The organism is Nonlabens sp. MIC269, from assembly GCF_001430865.1.
In the GTDB taxonomy this organism is placed as follows: Bacteria; Bacteroidota; Bacteroidia; order Flavobacteriales; family Flavobacteriaceae; genus Nonlabens; species Nonlabens tegetincola.
This window is the reverse complement of sequence record NZ_CP011373.1, coordinates 2,465,771-2,485,764: the sequence shown is the minus strand read 5'-3', so window position 1 is coordinate 2,485,764 and position 19,994 is coordinate 2,465,771. Positions and strand designations below refer to the sequence as shown.

Here is a 19,994-nt window from a genome sequence, read left to right as displayed (position 1 = left end):
TATAAATAAAACAACGCGCCTAGTTTTGTGCCAAATTCAATTAAACAATACACTATGCGCAAGATTTTAATAATTTCGGCAATTGCACTGGTAGCTATAGCATCCGTAGCTTTTACCATGCATATTAACAGTTATTCAGACAAGACTTCAACGTCTGAATCTGGCGGCTGTCCATTTGGTTTTGACCAACCTAAATCAACAGGAAACAGAATTAAAGGAGAAGGAAAAACCAATCAAGAATGGTGGCCTAATTCATTAGATTTAAGTGTCCTTAGACAAAATAGCGATAAATCAAATCCACTAGGAGAAGATTTTGATTACAAAAAAGAATTTGAAAGTTTAGACTATGCGGCTTTAAAAGCTGATGTAGAAAAAGCACTTACCGATTCAAAAGATTGGTGGCCAGCAGACTTTGGTAACTATGGTGGATTATTCATAAGAATGGCATGGCACAGTGCCGGTACTTATAGAACTGGTGATGGTCGTGGTGGTACACGAGAAGGTAAACAACGTTTTGCTCCTCAAAACAGTTGGCCTGATAACGCAAACCTTGATAAGGCAAGAAGATTACTTTGGCCAGTTAAACAAAAATACGGTCAAAAAATTTCATGGGCAGATTTAATGATTCTGGCAGGAAATGTATCCTTTGAATCCATGGGCTTTGAAACACTAGGCTTTGCCGCTGGTAGAGAAGATACATGGGAACCACAAACAAGTGTTTATTGGGGTTCAGAAAATGAAATGCTAGGTGACGATAGATTCAATGAAGAAAGAGAACTAGAACAACCACTTGCTGCTGCACAAATGGGTTTAATTTATGTAAATCCAGAAGGGCCAAATGGAAATCCAGATCCAGTACTTGCAGCACACGACATACGCAAGACCTTTGGACGTATGGGAATGAACGATGAGGAAACAGTTGCTCTTATTGCTGGTGGACATACCTTAGGTAAAACACATGGTGCCGCGAGTGGCGAGAATTTAGGAAACGCTCCAGAAGAATCAGGAATTGAAGAACAAGGATTAGGATGGAGCAGTACTTTTAAATCTGGTAAAGGAGCCGATGCTGTTACATCGGGTCTTGAAGTAACCTGGACTCTTACTCCTACACAATGGAGTAATGGATATTTTAAATCACTTTTTGAAAATGAATGGAAACTAGTAAAAAGTCCTGGTGGCGCACATCAATACGAGGCAGTAAATCCTAAAAAAATGTATCCACATGCCTTTGATAAGGATAAAGAAGTTAAACCTACCATGCTCGTAACTGATCTATCGATGATTAAAGATCCAGAGTATCGTAAGATTTCTAAAAGGTTTTATGAAAACCCAAAGGAATTTGATAAAGCTTTCGCGAAAGCGTGGTTCAAACTAACACATAGAGATATGGGTCCTAAATCCACTTACCTAGGACCTGAAGTTCCTGCGGAAGAATTTATCTGGCAAGATCCTATTCCTGCTTTAGATCACAAACTGGTTTCTGCTAAAGATGTTGATCGTCTTAAAAAAGAAATCAAAAACTCTGGTTTAAGTACTAGTGAATTAGTTTCAACAGCATGGGCTGCCGCAGCTACTTACAGGGATGGTGATAGACGTGGTGGAGCAAATGGCGGTAGAATAAGATTAGAACCACAAGTAAGCTGGGAATCAAACAACCCGAATCAACTTAAAAAAGTGTTAAAAGTTTATGAGGAAATAAAATCAAATTTTGATTCCAATACAACAAAAATTTCTATAGCCGATTTAATTGTTCTAGGTGGAAATGTAGCCATAGAAGACGCTGCAAAAAAAGCAGGATATACTATTAAAGTTCCTTTTACACCTGGTAGAATGGATGCGTCACAAGAACAAACAGATATTGATGGAGTTAACCTGCTAGAACCTATCGCCGATGGTTTTAGAAACTACCAAGAAAAAGAATACACGCTTACTCCAGAACAATTACTAATTGACAAGGCTCAACAACTTACATTAAGTGCGCCAGAAATGACGGTCCTTGTAGGTGGTATGAGAGCCCTAGGAGCAAACTACGATAATTCGTATGTAGGAGTTTTAACTGATAATCCTGGTGTACTTACTAATGATTTCTATCGCAATCTTTTAAGTATGGATTATAAATGGAAAGCTGTTGAAGGAGAAAACAACCTGTTTGAAATCATCGATCGTTCTAATAATAAAGTAATGTGGAAAGCAACTAGAGCAGATCTTATTTTTGGATCAAATTCTGAATTAAGAGCTTTATCTGAAGTTTATGCCAGTGACGATGCCAAGGAGCGATTTATAAACGACTTTGTACAAGCATGGAGTAAAGTAATGAATCTAGATCGATTCGACATTAATTAAAGAGTAATTGATTTTTATGATAAGCGGTTTTAAAGATTTTTAAAACCGCTTTTTTTATTCTTAACTTATTTTGAACCTAAGCCACACGCCTAATTCTTATTTTTACCACATGGCCCAATTGAAACCCATTAATGTGTTTACATCTACCTTACCTGCAGATCCAGTAGATGAAAATTACCGACGACAAGTAAGTCAAGTAGCGTACTCTTTTGTACAACCAGAACAATTTCTCAACAGTGAGGTTCAACATACATCATCGCTAACCGAAGAGCTAGGTTGGGATCCCATTTATGTGGCTAGCAATGAATTTAAAGCTGTATTTGGCAGTAAACAAATTATAGAAAATAGCAAGCCTTATGCAATGGCCTATGCTGGTCATCAATTTGGTAATTGGGCTGGTCAATTGGGTGATGGTCGCGCCATCAATCTTTTTCAACTAGAAACTGATATTGGATTGCAAACCTTTCAACTTAAAGGTGCAGGACCTACACCCTATTCAAGAAATGGAGATGGATATGCAGTTTTAAGGTCCTCTATAAGAGAATACTTGTGTGCAGAAGCAATGCATCACCTTGGCATTCCAACCACACGTTCACTCACAATAGCTACTACTGGTAAACAAGTATTAAGGGATGTTATGTATGATGGAAATCCAGAGTATGAACAAGGTGCGATAGTTTGTCGGGTAGCTCCTAGTTTCATAAGGTTTGGTAATTTTGAATTATTTGCGGCACAAGGGGATCAAGAAAACTTAAGAAAACTGTTGGATTATACCATTGAGCATCACTTTCCACAGGTTACTGCACTTGATAAGAAAGGATATCTAGAGTTTTTTGAAATTGTGTCTCAACGCACATTGGACATGATTATTCACTGGCAACGCGTAGGATTTGTTCATGGGGTAATGAATACAGATAACATGAGTATCTTGGGCCTTACGATTGATTATGGACCGTATGGATGGTTAGAACCTTATGACCACGGTTGGACTCCAAATACGACTGACCGACAACACAAAAGATACCGTTATGGTGCACAACCCGAAATTGGATTGTGGAATTTGCTTCAGCTGGCAAATGCACTCTATGAAATAATCGATGATCAATCTGGATTAGAACAAGTTTTAGACAATTACAAAATTCAATATCAAGAAAAACATCTTGATATGATGAGGAATAAGTTAGGTTTTCTTCATAAAGATAGTAACGATCAACAATTAGTAACACAGCTCATACAAACCCTTCATCTTCACGAGGTAGATTACACGTTCTTTTTCAGGGAATTGCAGCATTTAGACAGAAACATGGATACTACCATTATGCTAGATAAACTTGCCATTGCTTTTTATGATTTTGAACAATTAAGTGAACCTCATCGATTAAGATGGTTGGACTGGTTATCGGTTTATAAGTCACGAATTCAACTAGATTATTCTAAATTTCTTGAATCCAAACAGTTTACTAATGATGATGAGGATGTTGTTAATCTCGCTTTCGCGAAAGCGAGATCTGAAAAACTAATTACAACAAATCCTAAATACGTCCTGCGCAATTACATAGCTCAACAAATTATTGATGAAGCTGAAAAAGGAAATTATAGCATGTTCCACGAAGTCTATCGGGTATTGCAACATCCATATGACGAACAACCAGAATTTGAAAAATACTATGCCAAAAGACCTGAATGGGCCAAAACTAAAGTGGGCTGCAGTATGTTAAGTTGTAGTAGTTAAACAACTTAAAACTTATAGGTGTTAAATTTTCATTTTCCACATCGTTGTAATTGGAATTATTCCTATTTTTGGAACTATTCCAATTATGAATTTACAAGAGCAAGATTTTGTTATAGTAGACCTAGAAACTACAGGTAGTGGACTGGGCGGAAATCGCATCACAGAGATATGTATGGTGCGCCTGCGAGGTGAAGAAATACTAGATAAATATACCAGTCTAGTGGATCCCCAAATGCTTATTCCTGATTTTATTACTAGTCTCACAGGCATTGATAATGAAATGACTAGTAGCGCTCCGCTTTTTGAGGAGATTGCTCAGGATATATTAGATTTTACTAAGGATGCTGTTTTTGTAGCACATAATGTGAGTTTTGATTACAACGTTTTACGCAATGAATTTAAAAGGTTGGAACTACCATTTACTCGTAAAAAATTATGTACGGTAAGATTGTCTAGAAAAATTATTCCTGGGTTTCCTAGTTATAGTCTAGGACGTTTGTGTAATTCATTAGGTATCGACCTTGTAAACAGGCATCGCGCTGAAGGTGACACTGATGCAACGGTAGAATTATTTAAATTACTGCTTACAAAACCCAATGCAAGCGAAGTGATGCTAAAGGCTCTTAAGCCCAAAAGTCGTGAAGGAACTTTTCCACCACACCTAGACCGATCTCAATTTAATGAGTTACCAGAAGTTCCCGGAGTTTATCTTTTTAAAAATCAAGCACAGAAGGTCATTTATGTAGGAAAAGCAATTAATTTAAAGAAAAGGGTACTCTCTCATTTTTATAACAAACGCAGTAAGTCCTATCATATGTGTCAAGAAATTCATCACATTGAACATATTCCAAGTGGTAGTGAATTGGTTGCGCTGTTGCAAGAGGCAGAACTTATTCTTCACTACTACCCAAAATATAATGCTGCACAAAAAAAACCTAGACGTTCCTACCAGATTTTACATTATAAAAATCAAAAAGGCGTAATTCAGTTTGCGGTAGGAGTTATGAAATCCTACGACTCTAGATTAGTTACTCATTACAGTCGAGCACACGCTGTAGAACAACTGGAACAATTGTGTGAGGAATATAATCTGTGTCCTAGATATTGTAGTTTTAACACTAAAGAACATTGCACCAGCCATTATAAAATAAAATCATGTAAAGGAGTATGTAGAGAAGAGGAACTTGTTCAACTATATAACATACGAGCTAATCAAGCGATTAAAGCTTTACAAGAGACCAATGCTACTTATTTTATTCAAGAACAAGGTAGAACCGAAGATGAATTTTGCTTGGTGATGGTCAAGGATGGTGAGTATGTAGGTTTTGGGTTTGTACCCAATCATGAATCTATAGAATCGGTAGAACAAGCAGAAAGCTATATTGAATCTAAAAAGCCCAACTATCACACCTCTCAAATTTTAAGAGCCTATATAGAAAAAAGGCCTGGTAAACGATTAGAGATAAATAATTGGAGTACTGCTGTTTAAACTTAGTTTTTAAAGCTGTTATTTTCATGTTTACCAAAAAGTAAAACGTCACCATAGCTTTATGGTGACGTTTTTGTATTTACCTATTGCTTTGCATAGCGTCCTTATAGTCTGACGCTAGGCTTTTCTTTTGATTTTCAGAAAGTGATTTTCCTGCAAGTTGAAAAACCTCGTGCTCTTCTTCATCAAGGTGATGTATGACTTTATCGGCTAGGTTTTTCATGTGTGCCAGCCATGCGCTACTATCAAAGTCTGTGTCATTCAATTTTTCTATTAATTCATCAATTTCATGATGTTCGGCGACGCTGTGTCTTGCTTTATCTTGTGTAAGGTCATCCTTAAATAAAGGAACGTAAAAGTACTTCTCCTCTGCGTCGGCATGGATTTGGAGCTCTTTTTTAAGCTCTTCCCAAATGTTTCTTCTAAATTCACTATCACCAGAGGTGTCTAGTAACTTCTTACAATAATCACGTTGTTTCTCATGGTCTTCTCTTATGGCTTCAAAGATGTTCATAGTATTTTGGTTATAGAGTTAATTTTCCTTTTGTTCCTATATCAGTAGGTGTACCGGTTAAGGCTGTAAAACCTAGCTTAATCATATTACTAAGTGCGTTGCTTTTAGTATCCCAATACTGACCTTCAAATGGTTGAAATTTTAAAATAGTAATGGAAGTATCCTCTTCATTTTCGAACCAATTATTATCAATATTTGAGTACAACTCTTTAATCAATTCTCTGTCATGAGAAATTATCGTTTCTCCATATACAATTAGGAATTGATGGCTTGAAGGATCTGAAAACACAATTTGAGATTCTGCATCAATTTGAATATTCTGATTGTGCTCACTATCCTTTTTACTAAAGAATAAAATTGTTCCATCGTCCTCTACCCTTTTTAAGGTCATGGGAATTGAGTGAATAGGAAATTTATCAAGTGCGGTTTGTAGGATTCCAGTTTGAATTTCTCTGGTTAATTCTAGGTACTTTTCTCTTGCTTCTCGTTGGGTTAAATTCATGTTGCTTGTTTTTCTTTTAAAGCTATTGAACTTAAAAGGGCAAGCGTATTAATGAAATATGAATTAACAGAATTTAAGACTGATTGTTACAAGTTTTCAGAACTTAATTTTATTATGAAGATTTTAAGTTTAACTCCTTCATTTAGTAATCATTAAATAACAATTCGTTAAGACAAAAAACTGTGCTTGCATATTAAATTTGAAAAAAAAGCAAACAATGAAAGAGTACTATCTAACCAATGGTTATAGTGATTACAAAAGAAAGGTAATGACTGATGACAATTCAACTAAGGAAAAGCCCAAAGTTGAACCTCAAGAGCTATTTGATACAAGGTATCAAAGTAAACTTTAAACGGCTGGTTTCCCAGCCGTTTTTTTTTATTCTGTAGTATAGTAAAACTTAAAAGGACTCTAATAGGATTGTGTTGTTAACCACTTGTATGGAGACCATTCCATCTTCTACAGAAAGTATTTTATCGGAATAAGCATCTCTAATTTCAGTGGCATTAGGGAATACTTTTTTAACTTCGATAGTAGTTGGACCGTTAGTTAAACCAGTTCCTACTAGTACGTCGTCAACGACTCCATTTTTATTGTAAAAACGGGCGAACAACACGCCTTGTCCATCGTGTTCTAGTTTAAAATGTTTTCCGGCTCCTACTGCAGGATGATTAGATCTAAATGTTCCTAACTTTTGATAATGAGACAACAAATTGTTGTCGATAGCATTCCAATTCATCATAGAACGTAGATTAGCATCACCCAAAGCTCCGTCAACTATCAATTGTCTTGCAGTTTCATCACCGTAGTAGGTTTGTGCCATTCCTGGAGCTAGTAGTAGCTTTGTAGCTGCTTCATACCTTTTTTCTCTTCTAGGATCAAATGGTTGCCCATCATCATGACTGCTTATGTAGTTCATGAAGTAAGCTTTATCATTTGGATCTTCGTTTAGTAAGCTTTCGCGAAAGCCATCATACTTACTAAATAATTCTTCATAACTAGCCTGTGCATGTCTTTTGAAACCAAAATTGATCATGCCGTCATAACCATAATCGAAATAATCTACTTGATTCTCGTCACTGAATGGAAAAGGTCTACCACCTGCTACTTCCCAACCATATAACTCACCTAAAACGAAAAACTCATCGTCATGAATCATTAATTCAGGATGGTTGGACTTCCATTTTTCAAATGCCTTTTTGGATTGATCAATAAAGGTTTGCCATACATCTTCTTCAACATGTTTAACTGTATCTACTCTAAATCCATCTACACCTGTTTCACGTGCATAATCAGTAACCCATTTAATAAGATAATTAGAAGGTGTACGTGGTAAACCTGTTTCCTCAAAGAAGGCATCGATTTCTTGTATTTCTTGATCGTATCTACCTTCTTTTTTCCATTTCTGAATTAAGATTTCTGGTAATTCGACTTCTTTACTACTATTCGTTAAAATATCTGGTAAATTGTTAGTTAGTGTACAGTCAACAGCTGTCGCTTGATCTTGATAGGTACAGGTAGGTGTAGTTCGCACCCAATCTGATGGCCAAACGGGATCTAACTCGGTTACAGGACCTGTGTGGTTAATAACCACATCTAGTAAAACTCTTATATCCTGATCGTGAGCTTTTTGAACTATGGTTTTAAATTCCTCGTAAGTTCCATAGCTGGGTTCAATAGCTGTCCAATCCTTTGCCCAATATCCATGAAAAGCATAAGTATTTCCTGTCCCTTCATCAACGCTGCCATGAATTTGTTCCCAAATAGGTGTAAGCCATATAGCATTTACTCCTAAATCAGAGAAGTAACCTTCATCTAGTTTTTGTATAATCCCTGCAAAGTCACCACCTCTAAAATCTCTAAGTTTTCCTGTCTCTAAGTCTCTATTTATAATAGTGTCATTAGTGGTATCACCGTTTTTGAATCTATCTGTAAGTAAGAAATAAACATGTGCGCTTGACCAATCAAACACCTTTTCTGGAACGGCAACATCGGCATTATCTTTTGAATTACATGATGTTATAACCAATGCAATTAGCAAAAAGAAAAGTAAATAGATATGTTTCATGAAATAAATTTGTGTACTAAAATACATTCACAATTGTTTTTTATAATGTTATCAGATTTATAAATAATACAACGTTGTAGTTTGTGATCTAAGGACAATATCTTTGTAATCGATTTATGAATAAATATGTAGACGTTTTTATAAATAGTTTTAAAGGCTATTTTAATTATTTAATTCATGAGGTTACACACCCTGAATGGGGTAGTTATTTTTATGGATTGTTATTACTATCCATGATTGTTTATGTCTTGGAAATTATTATTCCATGGAGAAAAAAGCAGTCGGTAGTTCGCAAGGACTTTTGGTTGGATCTTTTTTACTTACTATTTAATTTCTTTTTGTTTTCACTTATAGGCTATAACGCAGTCAGTGATGTTTTTGTGACGCTGTTTAATGATGGATTGCGAGGTATAGGCATTACCAATCTAGTAGCTATTGAAATACAATCCTGGCCAGTATGGGCACAGTTGCTAACGATGTTCATAATAGCAGACTTTATCCAATGGAATATTCATAGGCTACTTCACAGAGTGCCTGTTTTGTGGCGTTTTCATAAGGTGCATCATAGTGTTAAGGAAATGGGTTTTGCCGCTCAATTTAGATTCCATTTTATGGAAACTATAATATATAAGAGCTTGCAGTATATACCACTGGCAATAATAGGATTTGGAATACAAGAGTTTTTTGTGGTACACATGATTGCGATTTTAATAGGTCATTTAAATCATGCTAACTTAAACTGGGATTATGGACCATTAAAATATGTTTTTAACAATCCCAAGATGCATTTATGGCATCATGCAAAAAAGCTTCCTAAAGAACATCCTTATGGTGTTAATTTTGGTCTATCCTTAAGTATATGGGATTATTTATTTAAAACGGCTCATCAACCCTACAATGATCCTTATTTAGAATTGGGATTTGAAGGTGATGAGAATTATCCTGATGACTTTATTAAACAAACCATAAAAGGATTTGATAAAAATCAATCCTAATTAGATTCTTCCTGGACTAAATATTCGTTTTTTAAAGCCAAAAAGATCTGCTAGTTTTTCAGCCTCGTATTGTGCTGCTTGTTCATCTTCAAGTTGTAATAGTAATAATCTTTGATAATGATTTTCAGTGAGTAAGCAAATTCTAAAAACTTGTTTTTTGGAACTGCTAGTAACCATTGATCTACTTGTCAAGGTCGTTTTTTCTGTAAAGGAAAGTACCGATATATCCGTGTATGGGCTTAATGTTTCCCATGTTCCAAATTTGATAAATAATACTTGAGTGTATGATTTTAATCGATTTTGATTCTTGTCTAATAAAACGCCTTTACGTGAAAGTAATATAGCAAAACCAACAAGTGTGATACAAATTCCAACTACAACATTTGAAGTAATCCCTACCAAACCAATTATGATAAATAATCCACTTAAAATTCTTGTAACAGGTGGAAAAAGCCAACTTGTTTTAAAATTATGCATTATAAACCATAGTGTTTTTTAAGCATGTTCTCATACATTTTTTCAGGTAGGATTTTTTTGAGAACGATGGAGAACTTTTGTAAAAAGCTACCTACTTTATAGTGAATTCCGGGATTCTTTGCTTTTAATATTTTTTCTACTGTATATGCAACCTCCATTGGATCATTACCATCATCCACATGTTCATCTATGAGCTTTAAGGTGTGCGAATAACCTTTTTCATAATCACTTCCGGCAACAACGGGTGCGTGGTACCTACCTGCTGCGATATTTGTAGCAAAATCTCCAGGTGCTAGGTTACTAAAATGAATATTGAGGTGAGCACACTCCATACGATATGCTTCAGTCGCTATTTCTAGCGCTCCTTTTGAAGCACTGTAAATCCCTCGATAAGGTAATCCCATGTATCCAGCGATACTAGTAATATTTATAACTTGTCCCCTTTTTTGTTTACGCATTATTGGTAAAACAGCTTTTAACACCCTAAGAGGACCATAAAAATTAGTTTCCATAGCATGTTTTACCTCATCAATCGGAGTTTCCTCAATTGGTCCAGTAATACCAACACCTGCATTATTAATTAAAACGTCAATGGTAGTTTCTTTTTGTAAAATAGACGCAACACAGTTGTGCGCCGATTCTAAATCATGAACATCAAGTGCGACTAATTCAAAAGGTAAATTAGAATACTTATTAGGATTTCTACTTGTACCATACACCTTGTAATCTAGTGATGAAAGATGTGTAGCTATGGATTTACCAATACCAGATGAAGCGCCAGTAACAAGAACCACTTTATTCATATTAGTCTTAATATCAGGTAGTTAAATTTCAATGAAGTGTACAAAAAAAGGCAAGCTACCTACATCACACCGCTACGACCGCTTACCTTTGCTGCGTTCCCGCCCTGGAGGAGTTCAGCAGGAGCTGGTTGTGTAGGACTTGCCCGGTGCAAATATATAATCTTGTATGACTGTCACAAAGGATTAACTGTATTTTTATGAGTATATTTCGACTGAATTTTAAGTTGTACTATGAAATTAAAATCGATCGCTATAATTGCGACAATAGCACTCTCATTATCAGGATGTAAGACTGAACTGGAAAAATTCTCTTCAAACTACAGTTTAGAAATTTCCAACCCAAAATCGGTATATACACAGAATGATGAAATAAAAATTAGCCTTATCGATGACGCTGGTATAGGTATGGACAGTATAAAATGGTACCGCAATGCTCAACTTTTAAAAGAGGTTTCGGGTAGTACGCTTTCGCGAAAGCTGGCTAACGAACCTTTAGGTAATATTACCTATAAAGCTCGTATTTATAAAGACGGGAAAATAACGGCTGCCACAACACAGGTTACTCAGTATTCCAACAAACAGCCTAATATGATTAAAACTGTGGTGACTAATAGGTTTCCTCATTTGACTGAAGCTTATACACAAGGTCTAGAGTTTTATGGAGATAGTTTATATGAAAGTACTGGACAATATCGTGAGAGTGATTTAAGAATCACCAATCCAACTACTGGTGAGGTAATTAAAAAAATCGAATTACCTGCCAATGAATTTGCAGAAGGTATGACCATATTAAACGATAAAATTTATCAACTTACCTGGCGCAGTAACAAAGGATACGTTTATGATCTTAACTTGAACAAATTAGATGAATTTAGATACAACGAGAGTAAAGAAGGCTGGGGTCTTACTAACGATGGTAAACATTTACTGAAAAGTGATGGTAGTGCCAAAATTTGGAGGATAGATCCAAACACTTATGAAGAGTTAGGGTACATTGAAGTTACTAGTAATGATCGACGCATTGATAAGATCAATGAATTGGAATTTGTAAATGGTAAAATTTATTGCAATGTGTATCAAAATGATTTAATCATGGTTGTAAATCCAGAAAATGGTGCTGTAGAATCATTTATTAATGTTAAGGATTTACGAGATGAGATACCTAATTGGGATAAAGACAATAACGTACTTAATGGAATCGCTTACCGTAATGAAACTGGTAAGTTCTATGTAACAGGAAAAAGATGGAACACTCTTTTTGAAATTGAATTACAATAGTGAAAGAGGAACTTCCTATCTACTCCAAAGAGCTTTTTGTAACGGACGAACATATAGATCAAAATGGACATGTAAATAATGTAATCTATGTGCAATGGGTTAATGATATCGCACTGGAGCATTGGTTTTCAAAGTCCAACCAAAAGCAACAAAAAGAGGTATTATGGTTTTTAGTAAAGCATACCATCAACTATAAAAGTCAAGCGGTTATCGGTGACCGAATTATTATTAAGACTCAGGTAGGACGAGCAACAAATGTGAGATATGAACGTTTGGTAAATATTTACAATGCAGATAGTAATCAATTACTAGCAAGCTCAAAAACAGATTGGTGCGCTGTAAACCCTGATGGAAAAATTATTAAGATCTCTCAAGAAATTAGAGATTTATTTGAAGTGAAATAGTATGAAGTACTTTTTAGGCGTCTTAGGAATTCTAATTTTATTGATCACAGGAACCTCGTGCAGGGATGATTTTTCGTTTGAACCTAGTACAGGAAATCTAGAATTTTCTCAAGATACTGTGTTCCTAGATACTGTATTTTCTACAATTGGTAGCAGCACTAGAACACTCAAAGTTTACAATAGAAGTTCAGACAACATAGTCATTCCTAGAGTAGCACTAGCAAATGGTACTAATTCAAAATACCGATTAAACGTTGATGGAATACCTGGTCAAGTGTTTGAAAATGTCGAATTACTAGCAAAGGATTCCTTATTTGTTTTTATTGAAACAACTGTAGATATTACTGATTTTACAAACGACACTCAATTTGTTTATGAAGATCAAATTGAATTTGATAGTGGCACCTTACAACAAAAAGTAGAATTAGTAACTCTTATACAAGATGCTATCTTCTTATTTCCTGAACGTGATGCCGATGGAGTGATAGGAACATTACCACTAGGAACTACACAGGATGGTGAGGAAATTAGAATTCAAGGTTTTGTTCTAGATGACAGTCAACTCAATTTTACAAATGAAAAACCTTATGTAATATATGGTTATGCAGCAATCCCTAATAATAGGACAATGACTATTCAACCTGGGGCAAGACTTCATTTTCACGCTAATAGTGGGATAATAGCCACTAATGAAGCCACCGTAAAAGCTTTGGGAGATTTCTCCTCAACAGAAGATCTAGAAAACGAAATTATAATTGAAGGTGATAGACTTGAACCATCATTTGCAGACTTACCTGGTCAATGGGGAACAATTTGGCTTACTCAAGGTAGCTTAGATCATGAATTCAATCATGTGACCATCAAAAATGCCAGTGTAGGGATTTTGATGGATAATTCTAACCCAAATTCTACAGGTGCTACCTTAAAAATAAACAACAGTCAGATTTTAAACAGTTCAAACAGCGCTTTAATCGCCACCACTGCCGATGTTGATTGCTCGAATAGTATTTTTCATAACAGTGGTCAAAGTACCGTGATAGCAAGACTAGGTGGTTCTTACAACTTTAATAATTGTACCATCTCAAATTACTGGCGTAATAGCTTCAGACAGGATGCAACATTATTAATAACAAACGGCTTTCCTAATTCTGAATTAAGTGAAGATCTTATAGAAGCTACGTTTTCTAATTGTATTGTATATGGAGATAGGAATATTGAGATTGCCCTAGCTGATACTGAAAATAGTTTGTTCAATTTTAATTTTAACCATAGCTTGTTAAGAATCAATGATCTATTTAATGATTTAGATGGTAATCCTAATTACGATTTTAACAACCCATTACTTTACGAGAACAACATTCTGAACATCGATCCGGAATTTGAAAATCCTGCTAGATTTTTGATGAGAATTGACAATTCATCTGGTGCTAATGGCATTGCCAATCCAACTACAGCTAGTAACACTGACATTCTAAACATTACGCGAGGAAGCAATCCTGATGCTGGTGCATTTGAAAGTCAAGATCTTAATAATTAACAACTAAAAACAACTAAAAAAATCGATATGTTAAAGAGAACTTTACCTTTTTTAATTTTAATTCTTTCTGTTGTAGCATGTACTACAGATATAGAACCACTGGATCCAGGATTAAATCCAAACGGTGGTAATAATGGTGGTGGTAACTTAAATGCCGTTTTCACCGCAGAAATTGATGGTCAATTCAATGACTATTCAAGTACAGTCGAAGCTGAGGAAACTGAAGATGGTTTTACCGTAGGTACTTTGGGAAATCCTACTCTAGCCATTCAAGTATTTAATCCTGCTGTTGGCTCCTTTAATGTGGACGCAAATAACACAAATACTGGTGCGCTTATACTCTATTCTTCTGGCCCTAACAGCCTCTACGTTCCAACGAGTGGTACTGTAACAATCACTTCGTATGATACTACAAATCAAATTGCAAACGGTACATTTGAAGGTGTCATGTCGGATATTGCAGGAGTAGATCCCGATGTAATAATTACAAATGGTGTTTTTCAAAACATTACATACGACATCACAACCTCTTTTGATGAATGTGAAGCTCTATTAGACGGTAATCAATTTGTAGCCGACGTTTTTGCTTCAGCTGAAATCAATAATCAACTAAGTATTGCTTTCAGTAATAGCTTAAATGAACAAATCAACATTCAATTTCCATTGAATATTACTCCTGGTACTTATGATATAGAAGGTTTAGGAGGTACTTATATTGGTCGTTACACCGACACTAACGGAGTTGATTACACCTCTGTACCAATGAGTGGTGAATTAGTGATTACTAGTTCTTCTAACCTAATATTTGAAGGTACATTTGAATTCACTGTAGCCGAAGATGGAAATCCTGCTAATGTTATTGTCATAACCGCTGGAACATTTATCTACGACTATAATTAATTTATAAGAATTAACAGTATAAAAAAACCGAGCTCGAGGCTCGGTTTTTTTTTTATACATTTTGTTGTTGTTTGATTTTGGCAATGTGATAATCCACTAAACCTTCAATTGGCCTGCGCACAATGTTACCCACTTCATAATCAAACTCATTTGCAACTTGCTTGATTCTCTTTTCAGCAAAATGAGCAATACTTCCTACAAAATGAACTTTATACTGTTTTAATTCTTCTTGGAATTGTAAAATCATATTGCGTGAGAACTTACGTAATCCTTTACGCAACAATTTTTTAATATATCGTTCTTCTAGATTTTTAAAAATAAACTCAGCGTGCTTTGCTAGATAGGCATTAGGATTTGGTAGTTTATACAAATTGTACTTAATGTAATCCGGATCTGTATTATATTCTGCCGCAAATCGTTCCATCAATACTCCTGGCATTTTACCGTAATTGTAATCTTTAAGCAACTGCTTACCATACCAGTTACCACTTGCATCATCCATTAAGGTATAGCCTAATGAAACTACGCGTTGTTCAATATGAGTACCATCGCTAAAACAGCAATTAGATCCAGTTCCTAAAATACAAACAATACCTGGCCTGTCTCCTACTGCGGCATATACGGCAGCTGCAGTATCTTCTTTAACAACAACCTCATTTGCTTGTTGAAAATAATTTTCCAGTAAATTTTGAAGCGCCAATCTAGGCTTTTCGGTACCACAACCAGCACCGTAGAAAAAGATTTTTTCAACCTTTTCTTTGGAAGCGATGAGATCACTTGATTCATTTATGCGATCTTCTAGTTGTTCCAGAGTTAGAATAGCCGGATTCATACCTTTTGTCCTAGACTTGAATAATTGATTTCCATCATTATCAAGAGCTATCCAATCACATTTTGTAGAACCACTATCGGTGATAAGTATCATAAGGGTTAGTTTTAAGGGTAAAACAAAAAACGGCCGCAATCAAATAGTTGTGCAGCCGTTTTCTCTTAATCATTATAATGAATTTACCTTTTCAGCTAGGTCTACCAATTTGTTTGAGTAACCAAACTCGTTATCGTACCAACTCACCAACTTGAAAAATGTTGAATTAAGTTCGATTCCTGCAGTAGAATCATAAATACTAGTGCGGTCATCACTTACAAAATCCTGAGAAACTACAGCCTCATCGGTATAACCTACTATCCCTTTGTATTCGTTTTGTGCCGCTTTCGCGAAAGCGGAATTAATTTCCTCTAAACTAGTCTCCTTACTTAGTTTTACTGTTAAATCAACAACCGATACGTCTACAGTAGGTACTCTAAATGCCATACCAGTAAGCTTACCTTTAAGTTCTGGGATTACTTTAGTAACAGCAACTGCCGCTCCTGTAGAAGTTGGAATAATGTTATTCATAGCACTACGCCCCAATCTATAGTTCTTTTTGCTAGGTCCGTCAACAGTGGTTTGTGTTGCAGTTGTTGCATGAACAGTAGTCATAAGCGCCTCTTCAATACCAAAATTGTCATCAAGGATTTTTGCCATAGGTGCCAAACAGTTTGTTGTACATGAAGCGTTGGAAACGATTTGATGATCGGCAGTAAGTTTATCGTCATTTACACCCATTACAAACATAGGTGCAGTCTTTGATGGTGCAGATATTACCACTTTTTTTGCACCAGCATCGATATGAGCTTGTGCTGTATCTAGGTCGGTAAAAATACCTGTACAATCTGCCACTACATCAACGTTAACATTGTTCCATGCAAGGTTTTTAGGATCTCTTTCACTAGTTACTCTTACCTCTACACCATCTACGATTAAATTTCCATCCTTTATTTCGATAGTACCGCCATAACGACCATGTACTGAGTCATATTCTAATAAATAAGCTAATTGTTCTACTGGAACAAGGTCATTGATAGCAACTACTTCTACATTTTCTCTTTTTAAAGTTGCTCTAAAAACGATTCGACCTATTCTACCAAAACCGTTTATTCCTAATCTTAATTTTTTACTCATTTTATTGTAATTAAATGTTGTTTTGAAATATTAAATTGTTAGTGCTTTTCCATAGATAATAAACATCTAAAAAAGCATGTTATATTGTCACTATATCACTTACTCTAAGTAATTCTGTGTCAATTTCTGTTTTTCCTTTAACGGCTTTATCTAGTGGACATAAGGCCATTTTATTGTTTTGAATTCCTACCATGTAATTAGTCTTACCTTCCAGTAAACTCTCCACAGCTTTAACACCCATACGGCTAGCTAAAACACGGTCAAAACACGATGGTGTTCCACCACGTTGCATGTGTCCTAGCACAGATACTCTTACCTCATATTCTGGCATATTTTGAAGTACATAATCTTTTAGGTCAAAAACATTCTCACCTGTCGTATCTCCTTCGGCTACTACAACTATACTTGATGATTTTCCATTTTTACGACTGCGTTTTAAACTTTCTACAAGCCTATCCTTACCCATATCTTCTTCAGGAATAAGGATCTCTTCAGCTCCTGCTCCTATCCCAGCATTTAGTGCAATATGTCCCACATCACGACCCATGACCTCAACAAAGAATAACCTGTTATGTGAACTCGCTGTATCTCTAATTTTATCAATAGCATCAACAACTGTGTTCAATGCGGTATCATATCCTAAAGTAAATTGAGTACCGTATATATCATTATCAATAGTTCCAGGTATTCCCATTACTGGAAAGTGAAACTCCTCGTTAAAAACCATACCACCAGTAAATGAACCATCACCACCTATGACCACAAGAGCTTCCATTCCCGATGCTTTAACTTGTTCATAAGCTTTCTTACGACCTTCTACAGTGCGAAACTCTTGTGAACGTGCACTTTTAAGAACCGTTCCTCCTTTATTTATAATGTTATTGACACTACGTGGTGTCATTTCCTTGAAATCACCTTCAATAAGTCCTTGATATCCACGGTATATACCCAAACACTGTACTTGATGGTAGGCACATGTTCGAACCACCGCTCTTATTGCTGCATTCATTCCTGGAGAATCACCTCCAGAGGTCATTACACCTATTTTTTTAAAGCTTTTGTTCATTACGTTTTTAATAAAAACCAAGCTAATCTATTAACTTTTCCTAAAAAAATGACCGCTATTAATCTATATTTAGCGTTTAGAGAAAATTCAAACGTTATCGTTAATAACTTTTTTACATGAAACTGGAATTCATAGACTTTACGCTCATAATCAGCTTCTTTTTAATCTCACTTTTAGTAGGAATTTGGGTCTCAAAAAGTAGTGGAAAAGACAGTTCTTCCTTCTTTTTATCCAGTAGAAATATGCCGTGGTGGTTACTAGGATTTTCTATGGTTGCCACCACCTTTGCTGCCGACACTCCAAATTTAGTAGCAGGATTAGTTCGTACCGATGGTGTTTCGGGTAACTGGGTGTGGTGGGCTTTTTTACTAACTGGGATGCTTACTGTATTCTTTTATGCGCGTTTATGGCGTCGCAGTGGTATTACCACCGATTTAGAATTTTATGAGTTAAGGTACAGCGGTAAAAGCGCTGCTTTCCTTAGAGGTTTTAGAGCGTTATACTTAGGTGTAGTTTTTAATATCATTATAATGGCTACCGTATGCCTCGCTGCTATAAAAATTGGGCACGTTATGTTTGGTTTTGATGCTACCACAACTCTAGTATACGCTTGTGTAGTTACAGTTGCCTATTCGCTTTTAGGAGGATTAAAAGGTGTATTAATAACAGATTTCATACAGTTTATTATAGCAATGGTAGGTTCGATATGGGCTACATGGTATATTCTAGATTTACCTGAAATAAATGGTATGAAAAACTTAATTGCTCATCCTAACGTCCAAGATAAACTAGACTTGATACCCGATTTTTCTAATACTGATATGGTGATGGGTATTTTTCTTATTCCTATCGCTGTTCAATGGTGGAGCACTTGGTATCCAGGCGCAGAACCTGGTGGTGGAGGCTATATAGCGCAGCGCATGCTTGCCGCAAAAGATGAAAAAAACGCTACATGGGCTGTTCTATTTTTTAATCTAGCACATTATGCATTGAGACCGTGGCCATGGATTATTATAGGACTAGCTTCTCTAATTATTTATCCTAATCTCGAATCACTATCACTTGCATTTCCTAATCTAGATCCTTCATTCATAAAGGATGACCTCAGTTATCCAGCTATGCTTACTTATTTGCCTGCTGGTTTACTTGGGCTAGTTGTTACCTCGTTAATCGCAGCATTTATGAGCACCATTTCTACTCATTTGAATTGGGGTTCAAGCTATGTTGTCAATGATTTTTATGCTAGGTTTTTATATCCAGAAGCTACTGAAAAAGAAAAAGTTATTGTAGGTAGAGTTTCCATGCTAGTAATGATGTTATTAGCCGCATTGCTTTCCTTTGTTTTGGAAGAAGCAAAATTTGCATTTGATCTTATCATTCAAATAGGTGCTGGATCTGGATTACTATTTATTCTTAGGTGGTTTTGGTACAGGATAAATCCGTGGTCAGAGATAACAGCAATGACCATTTCCTTCCTAGTGGCGTTAGTATTTTTCTTAAACAACAGTGACCTCACATCATTACAATATCAAATATTTGGAGAACTCGCTAGCTGGAAAATGATTTGCATCAATGTTTTAATAACATCTATTTCATGGTTAACGGTTACGTTCTTGACTGAAAAAAGTGACAGCGAAACCTTAAATAGGTTTAATAACCTCATCTATGGCAAAGAATCAAAATTCCATAATTTCCCTGCTAAAACTTTAGGTTTTCTTCTCGGAATAACAGGTGTATATAGTTTACTATTTGCCACAGGAAAACTACTTTATGGTGAGACCGTAATTGGATTAATATTACTATTAATCTTTATCACCTGTACATTGGGTATTATTTTAATGAGAAAAAAATTGTTTTAAGGCGTGGTGAGTATCACGCTTTCGC

General features: G+C 35.7%; 18 protein-coding genes and 1 other RNA gene. 10 read left to right on the top strand and 9 right to left on the bottom strand.

The genetic code is table 11. From position 1 onward, the window contains the following. Positions 1-54: 54 nt before the first annotated feature. The 3 genes from katG to AAT17_RS11230 all read left to right on the top strand — a co-directional run bounded on the left by katG (position 55) and on the right by AAT17_RS11230 (position 5,564). Positions 55-2,343, top strand: a complete 2,289-nt coding sequence (gene katG, locus AAT17_RS11240) for a catalase/peroxidase HPI (RefSeq protein WP_060524416.1) — start codon at positions 55-57, stop codon at positions 2,341-2,343. Between the two features lie 109 nt (positions 2,344-2,452). Next, positions 2,453-4,075, top strand: coding sequence for a YdiU family protein (locus AAT17_RS11235; RefSeq protein WP_060524414.1), 1,623 nt, complete (start codon positions 2,453-2,455; stop codon positions 4,073-4,075). 85 nt (positions 4,076-4,160) lie between these two features. Then, on the top strand, positions 4,161-5,564 hold the full coding sequence (locus AAT17_RS11230; protein ID WP_060524412.1) for an exonuclease domain-containing protein: 1,404 nt from the start codon (positions 4,161-4,163) through the stop codon (positions 5,562-5,564). A 79-nt stretch (positions 5,565-5,643) separates the two neighbouring features. Here AAT17_RS11230 and AAT17_RS11225 read toward each other — a convergent pair whose 3' ends face one another. After that, a complete protein-coding gene (locus AAT17_RS11225) occupies positions 5,644-6,078 on the bottom strand; it encodes a hemerythrin domain-containing protein (protein WP_042277886.1) in 435 nt (144 codons plus the stop codon). A gap of 10 nt (positions 6,079-6,088) precedes the next feature. Then, positions 6,089-6,580, bottom strand: coding sequence for a pyridoxamine 5'-phosphate oxidase family protein (locus AAT17_RS11220; protein WP_042277884.1), 492 nt, complete (start codon positions 6,578-6,580; stop codon positions 6,089-6,091). 217 nt (positions 6,581-6,797) lie between these two features. Here AAT17_RS11220 and AAT17_RS13540 point away from each other — a divergent pair, with 217 nt between their 5' ends. Beyond that, entirely contained in the window at positions 6,798-6,932 is a 135-nt protein-coding gene (locus tag AAT17_RS13540) for a hypothetical protein (protein WP_258150540.1), read from the top strand. Between the two features lie 48 nt (positions 6,933-6,980). On the opposite strand, the gene AAT17_RS11215 is transcribed toward AAT17_RS13540, so the two are convergent. Then, positions 6,981-8,648 (bottom strand): alpha-amylase family glycosyl hydrolase, encoded by a 1,668-nt coding sequence (locus tag AAT17_RS11215; RefSeq protein WP_060525087.1) that lies wholly within the window; start codon positions 8,646-8,648, stop codon positions 6,981-6,983. Positions 8,649-8,764: 116 nt separating this feature from the next. Here AAT17_RS11215 and AAT17_RS11210 point away from each other — a divergent pair, with 116 nt between their 5' ends. After that, positions 8,765-9,643 carry a sterol desaturase family protein gene (locus tag AAT17_RS11210; protein WP_060524410.1) on the top strand — a complete coding sequence of 293 codons (879 nt, stop codon included), beginning with the start codon at positions 8,765-8,767 and terminating at the stop codon, positions 9,641-9,643. Here the strand turns inward: AAT17_RS11210 and AAT17_RS11205 are convergent, their stop codons facing one another. The 3 genes from AAT17_RS11205 to ffs all read right to left on the bottom strand — a co-directional run bounded on the left by AAT17_RS11205 (position 9,644) and on the right by ffs (position 11,068). Continuing rightward, positions 9,644-10,120: a hypothetical protein gene (locus tag AAT17_RS11205; RefSeq protein WP_060524408.1), complete on the bottom strand. Its 477-nt coding sequence runs from the start codon at positions 10,118-10,120 to the stop codon at positions 9,644-9,646. Beyond that, positions 10,120-10,923 (bottom strand): SDR family oxidoreductase, encoded by an 804-nt coding sequence (locus AAT17_RS11200; RefSeq protein ID WP_042277878.1) that lies wholly within the window; start codon positions 10,921-10,923, stop codon positions 10,120-10,122. Before AAT17_RS11200 ends, AAT17_RS11205 begins: the two co-directional genes overlap by 1 nt. 45 nt (positions 10,924-10,968) lie before the next feature. After that, positions 10,969-11,068, bottom strand: an RNA gene (ffs, locus tag AAT17_RS11195) — signal recognition particle sRNA small type. Between the two features lie 86 nt (positions 11,069-11,154). On the opposite strand from ffs, the gene AAT17_RS11190 reads away from it, so the two are divergent. From AAT17_RS11190 to AAT17_RS11175, 4 genes are read left to right on the top strand one after another with little or no spacing between them, the layout of a single operon-like run. Next, on the top strand, positions 11,155-12,201 hold the full coding sequence (locus AAT17_RS11190; protein ID WP_060524406.1) for a glutaminyl-peptide cyclotransferase: 1,047 nt from the start codon (positions 11,155-11,157) through the stop codon (positions 12,199-12,201). After that, positions 12,201-12,605 carry a thioesterase family protein gene (locus tag AAT17_RS11185; RefSeq protein WP_235783955.1) on the top strand — a complete coding sequence of 135 codons (405 nt, stop codon included), beginning with the start codon at positions 12,201-12,203 and terminating at the stop codon, positions 12,603-12,605. Before AAT17_RS11190 ends, AAT17_RS11185 begins: the two co-directional genes overlap by 1 nt. Before the next feature lies 1 nt (position 12,606). Then, complete coding sequence (locus tag AAT17_RS11180) at positions 12,607-14,142, top strand: hypothetical protein (protein ID WP_060524404.1); 1,536 nt, start codon at positions 12,607-12,609, stop codon at positions 14,140-14,142. Between the two features lie 27 nt (positions 14,143-14,169). Further along, entirely contained in the window at positions 14,170-15,042 is an 873-nt protein-coding gene (locus AAT17_RS11175) for a DUF6252 family protein (RefSeq protein ID WP_042277875.1), read from the top strand. A 52-nt stretch (positions 15,043-15,094) separates the two neighbouring features. On the opposite strand, the gene AAT17_RS11170 is transcribed toward AAT17_RS11175, so the two are convergent. The 3 genes from AAT17_RS11170 to pfkA form a co-directional block, all read right to left on the bottom strand. Continuing rightward, positions 15,095-15,967 carry a BadF/BadG/BcrA/BcrD ATPase family protein gene (locus tag AAT17_RS11170; RefSeq protein ID WP_060524402.1) on the bottom strand — a complete coding sequence of 291 codons (873 nt, stop codon included), beginning with the start codon at positions 15,965-15,967 and terminating at the stop codon, positions 15,095-15,097. Between the two features lie 72 nt (positions 15,968-16,039). Beyond that, positions 16,040-17,044 carry a type I glyceraldehyde-3-phosphate dehydrogenase gene (gene gap / locus AAT17_RS11165; RefSeq protein ID WP_060524400.1) on the bottom strand — a complete coding sequence of 335 codons (1,005 nt, stop codon included), beginning with the start codon at positions 17,042-17,044 and terminating at the stop codon, positions 16,040-16,042. Positions 17,045-17,123: 79 nt separating this feature from the next. Continuing rightward, positions 17,124-18,110 (bottom strand): 6-phosphofructokinase, encoded by a 987-nt coding sequence (gene pfkA / locus AAT17_RS11160; RefSeq protein ID WP_060524398.1) that lies wholly within the window; start codon positions 18,108-18,110, stop codon positions 17,124-17,126. 116 nt (positions 18,111-18,226) lie between these two features. Here pfkA and AAT17_RS11155 point away from each other — a divergent pair, with 116 nt between their 5' ends. Continuing rightward, positions 18,227-19,969, top strand: coding sequence for a sodium:solute symporter family protein (locus AAT17_RS11155; RefSeq protein ID WP_060524396.1), 1,743 nt, complete (start codon positions 18,227-18,229; stop codon positions 19,967-19,969). The last annotated feature ends 25 nt before the right edge of the window (positions 19,970-19,994 follow it).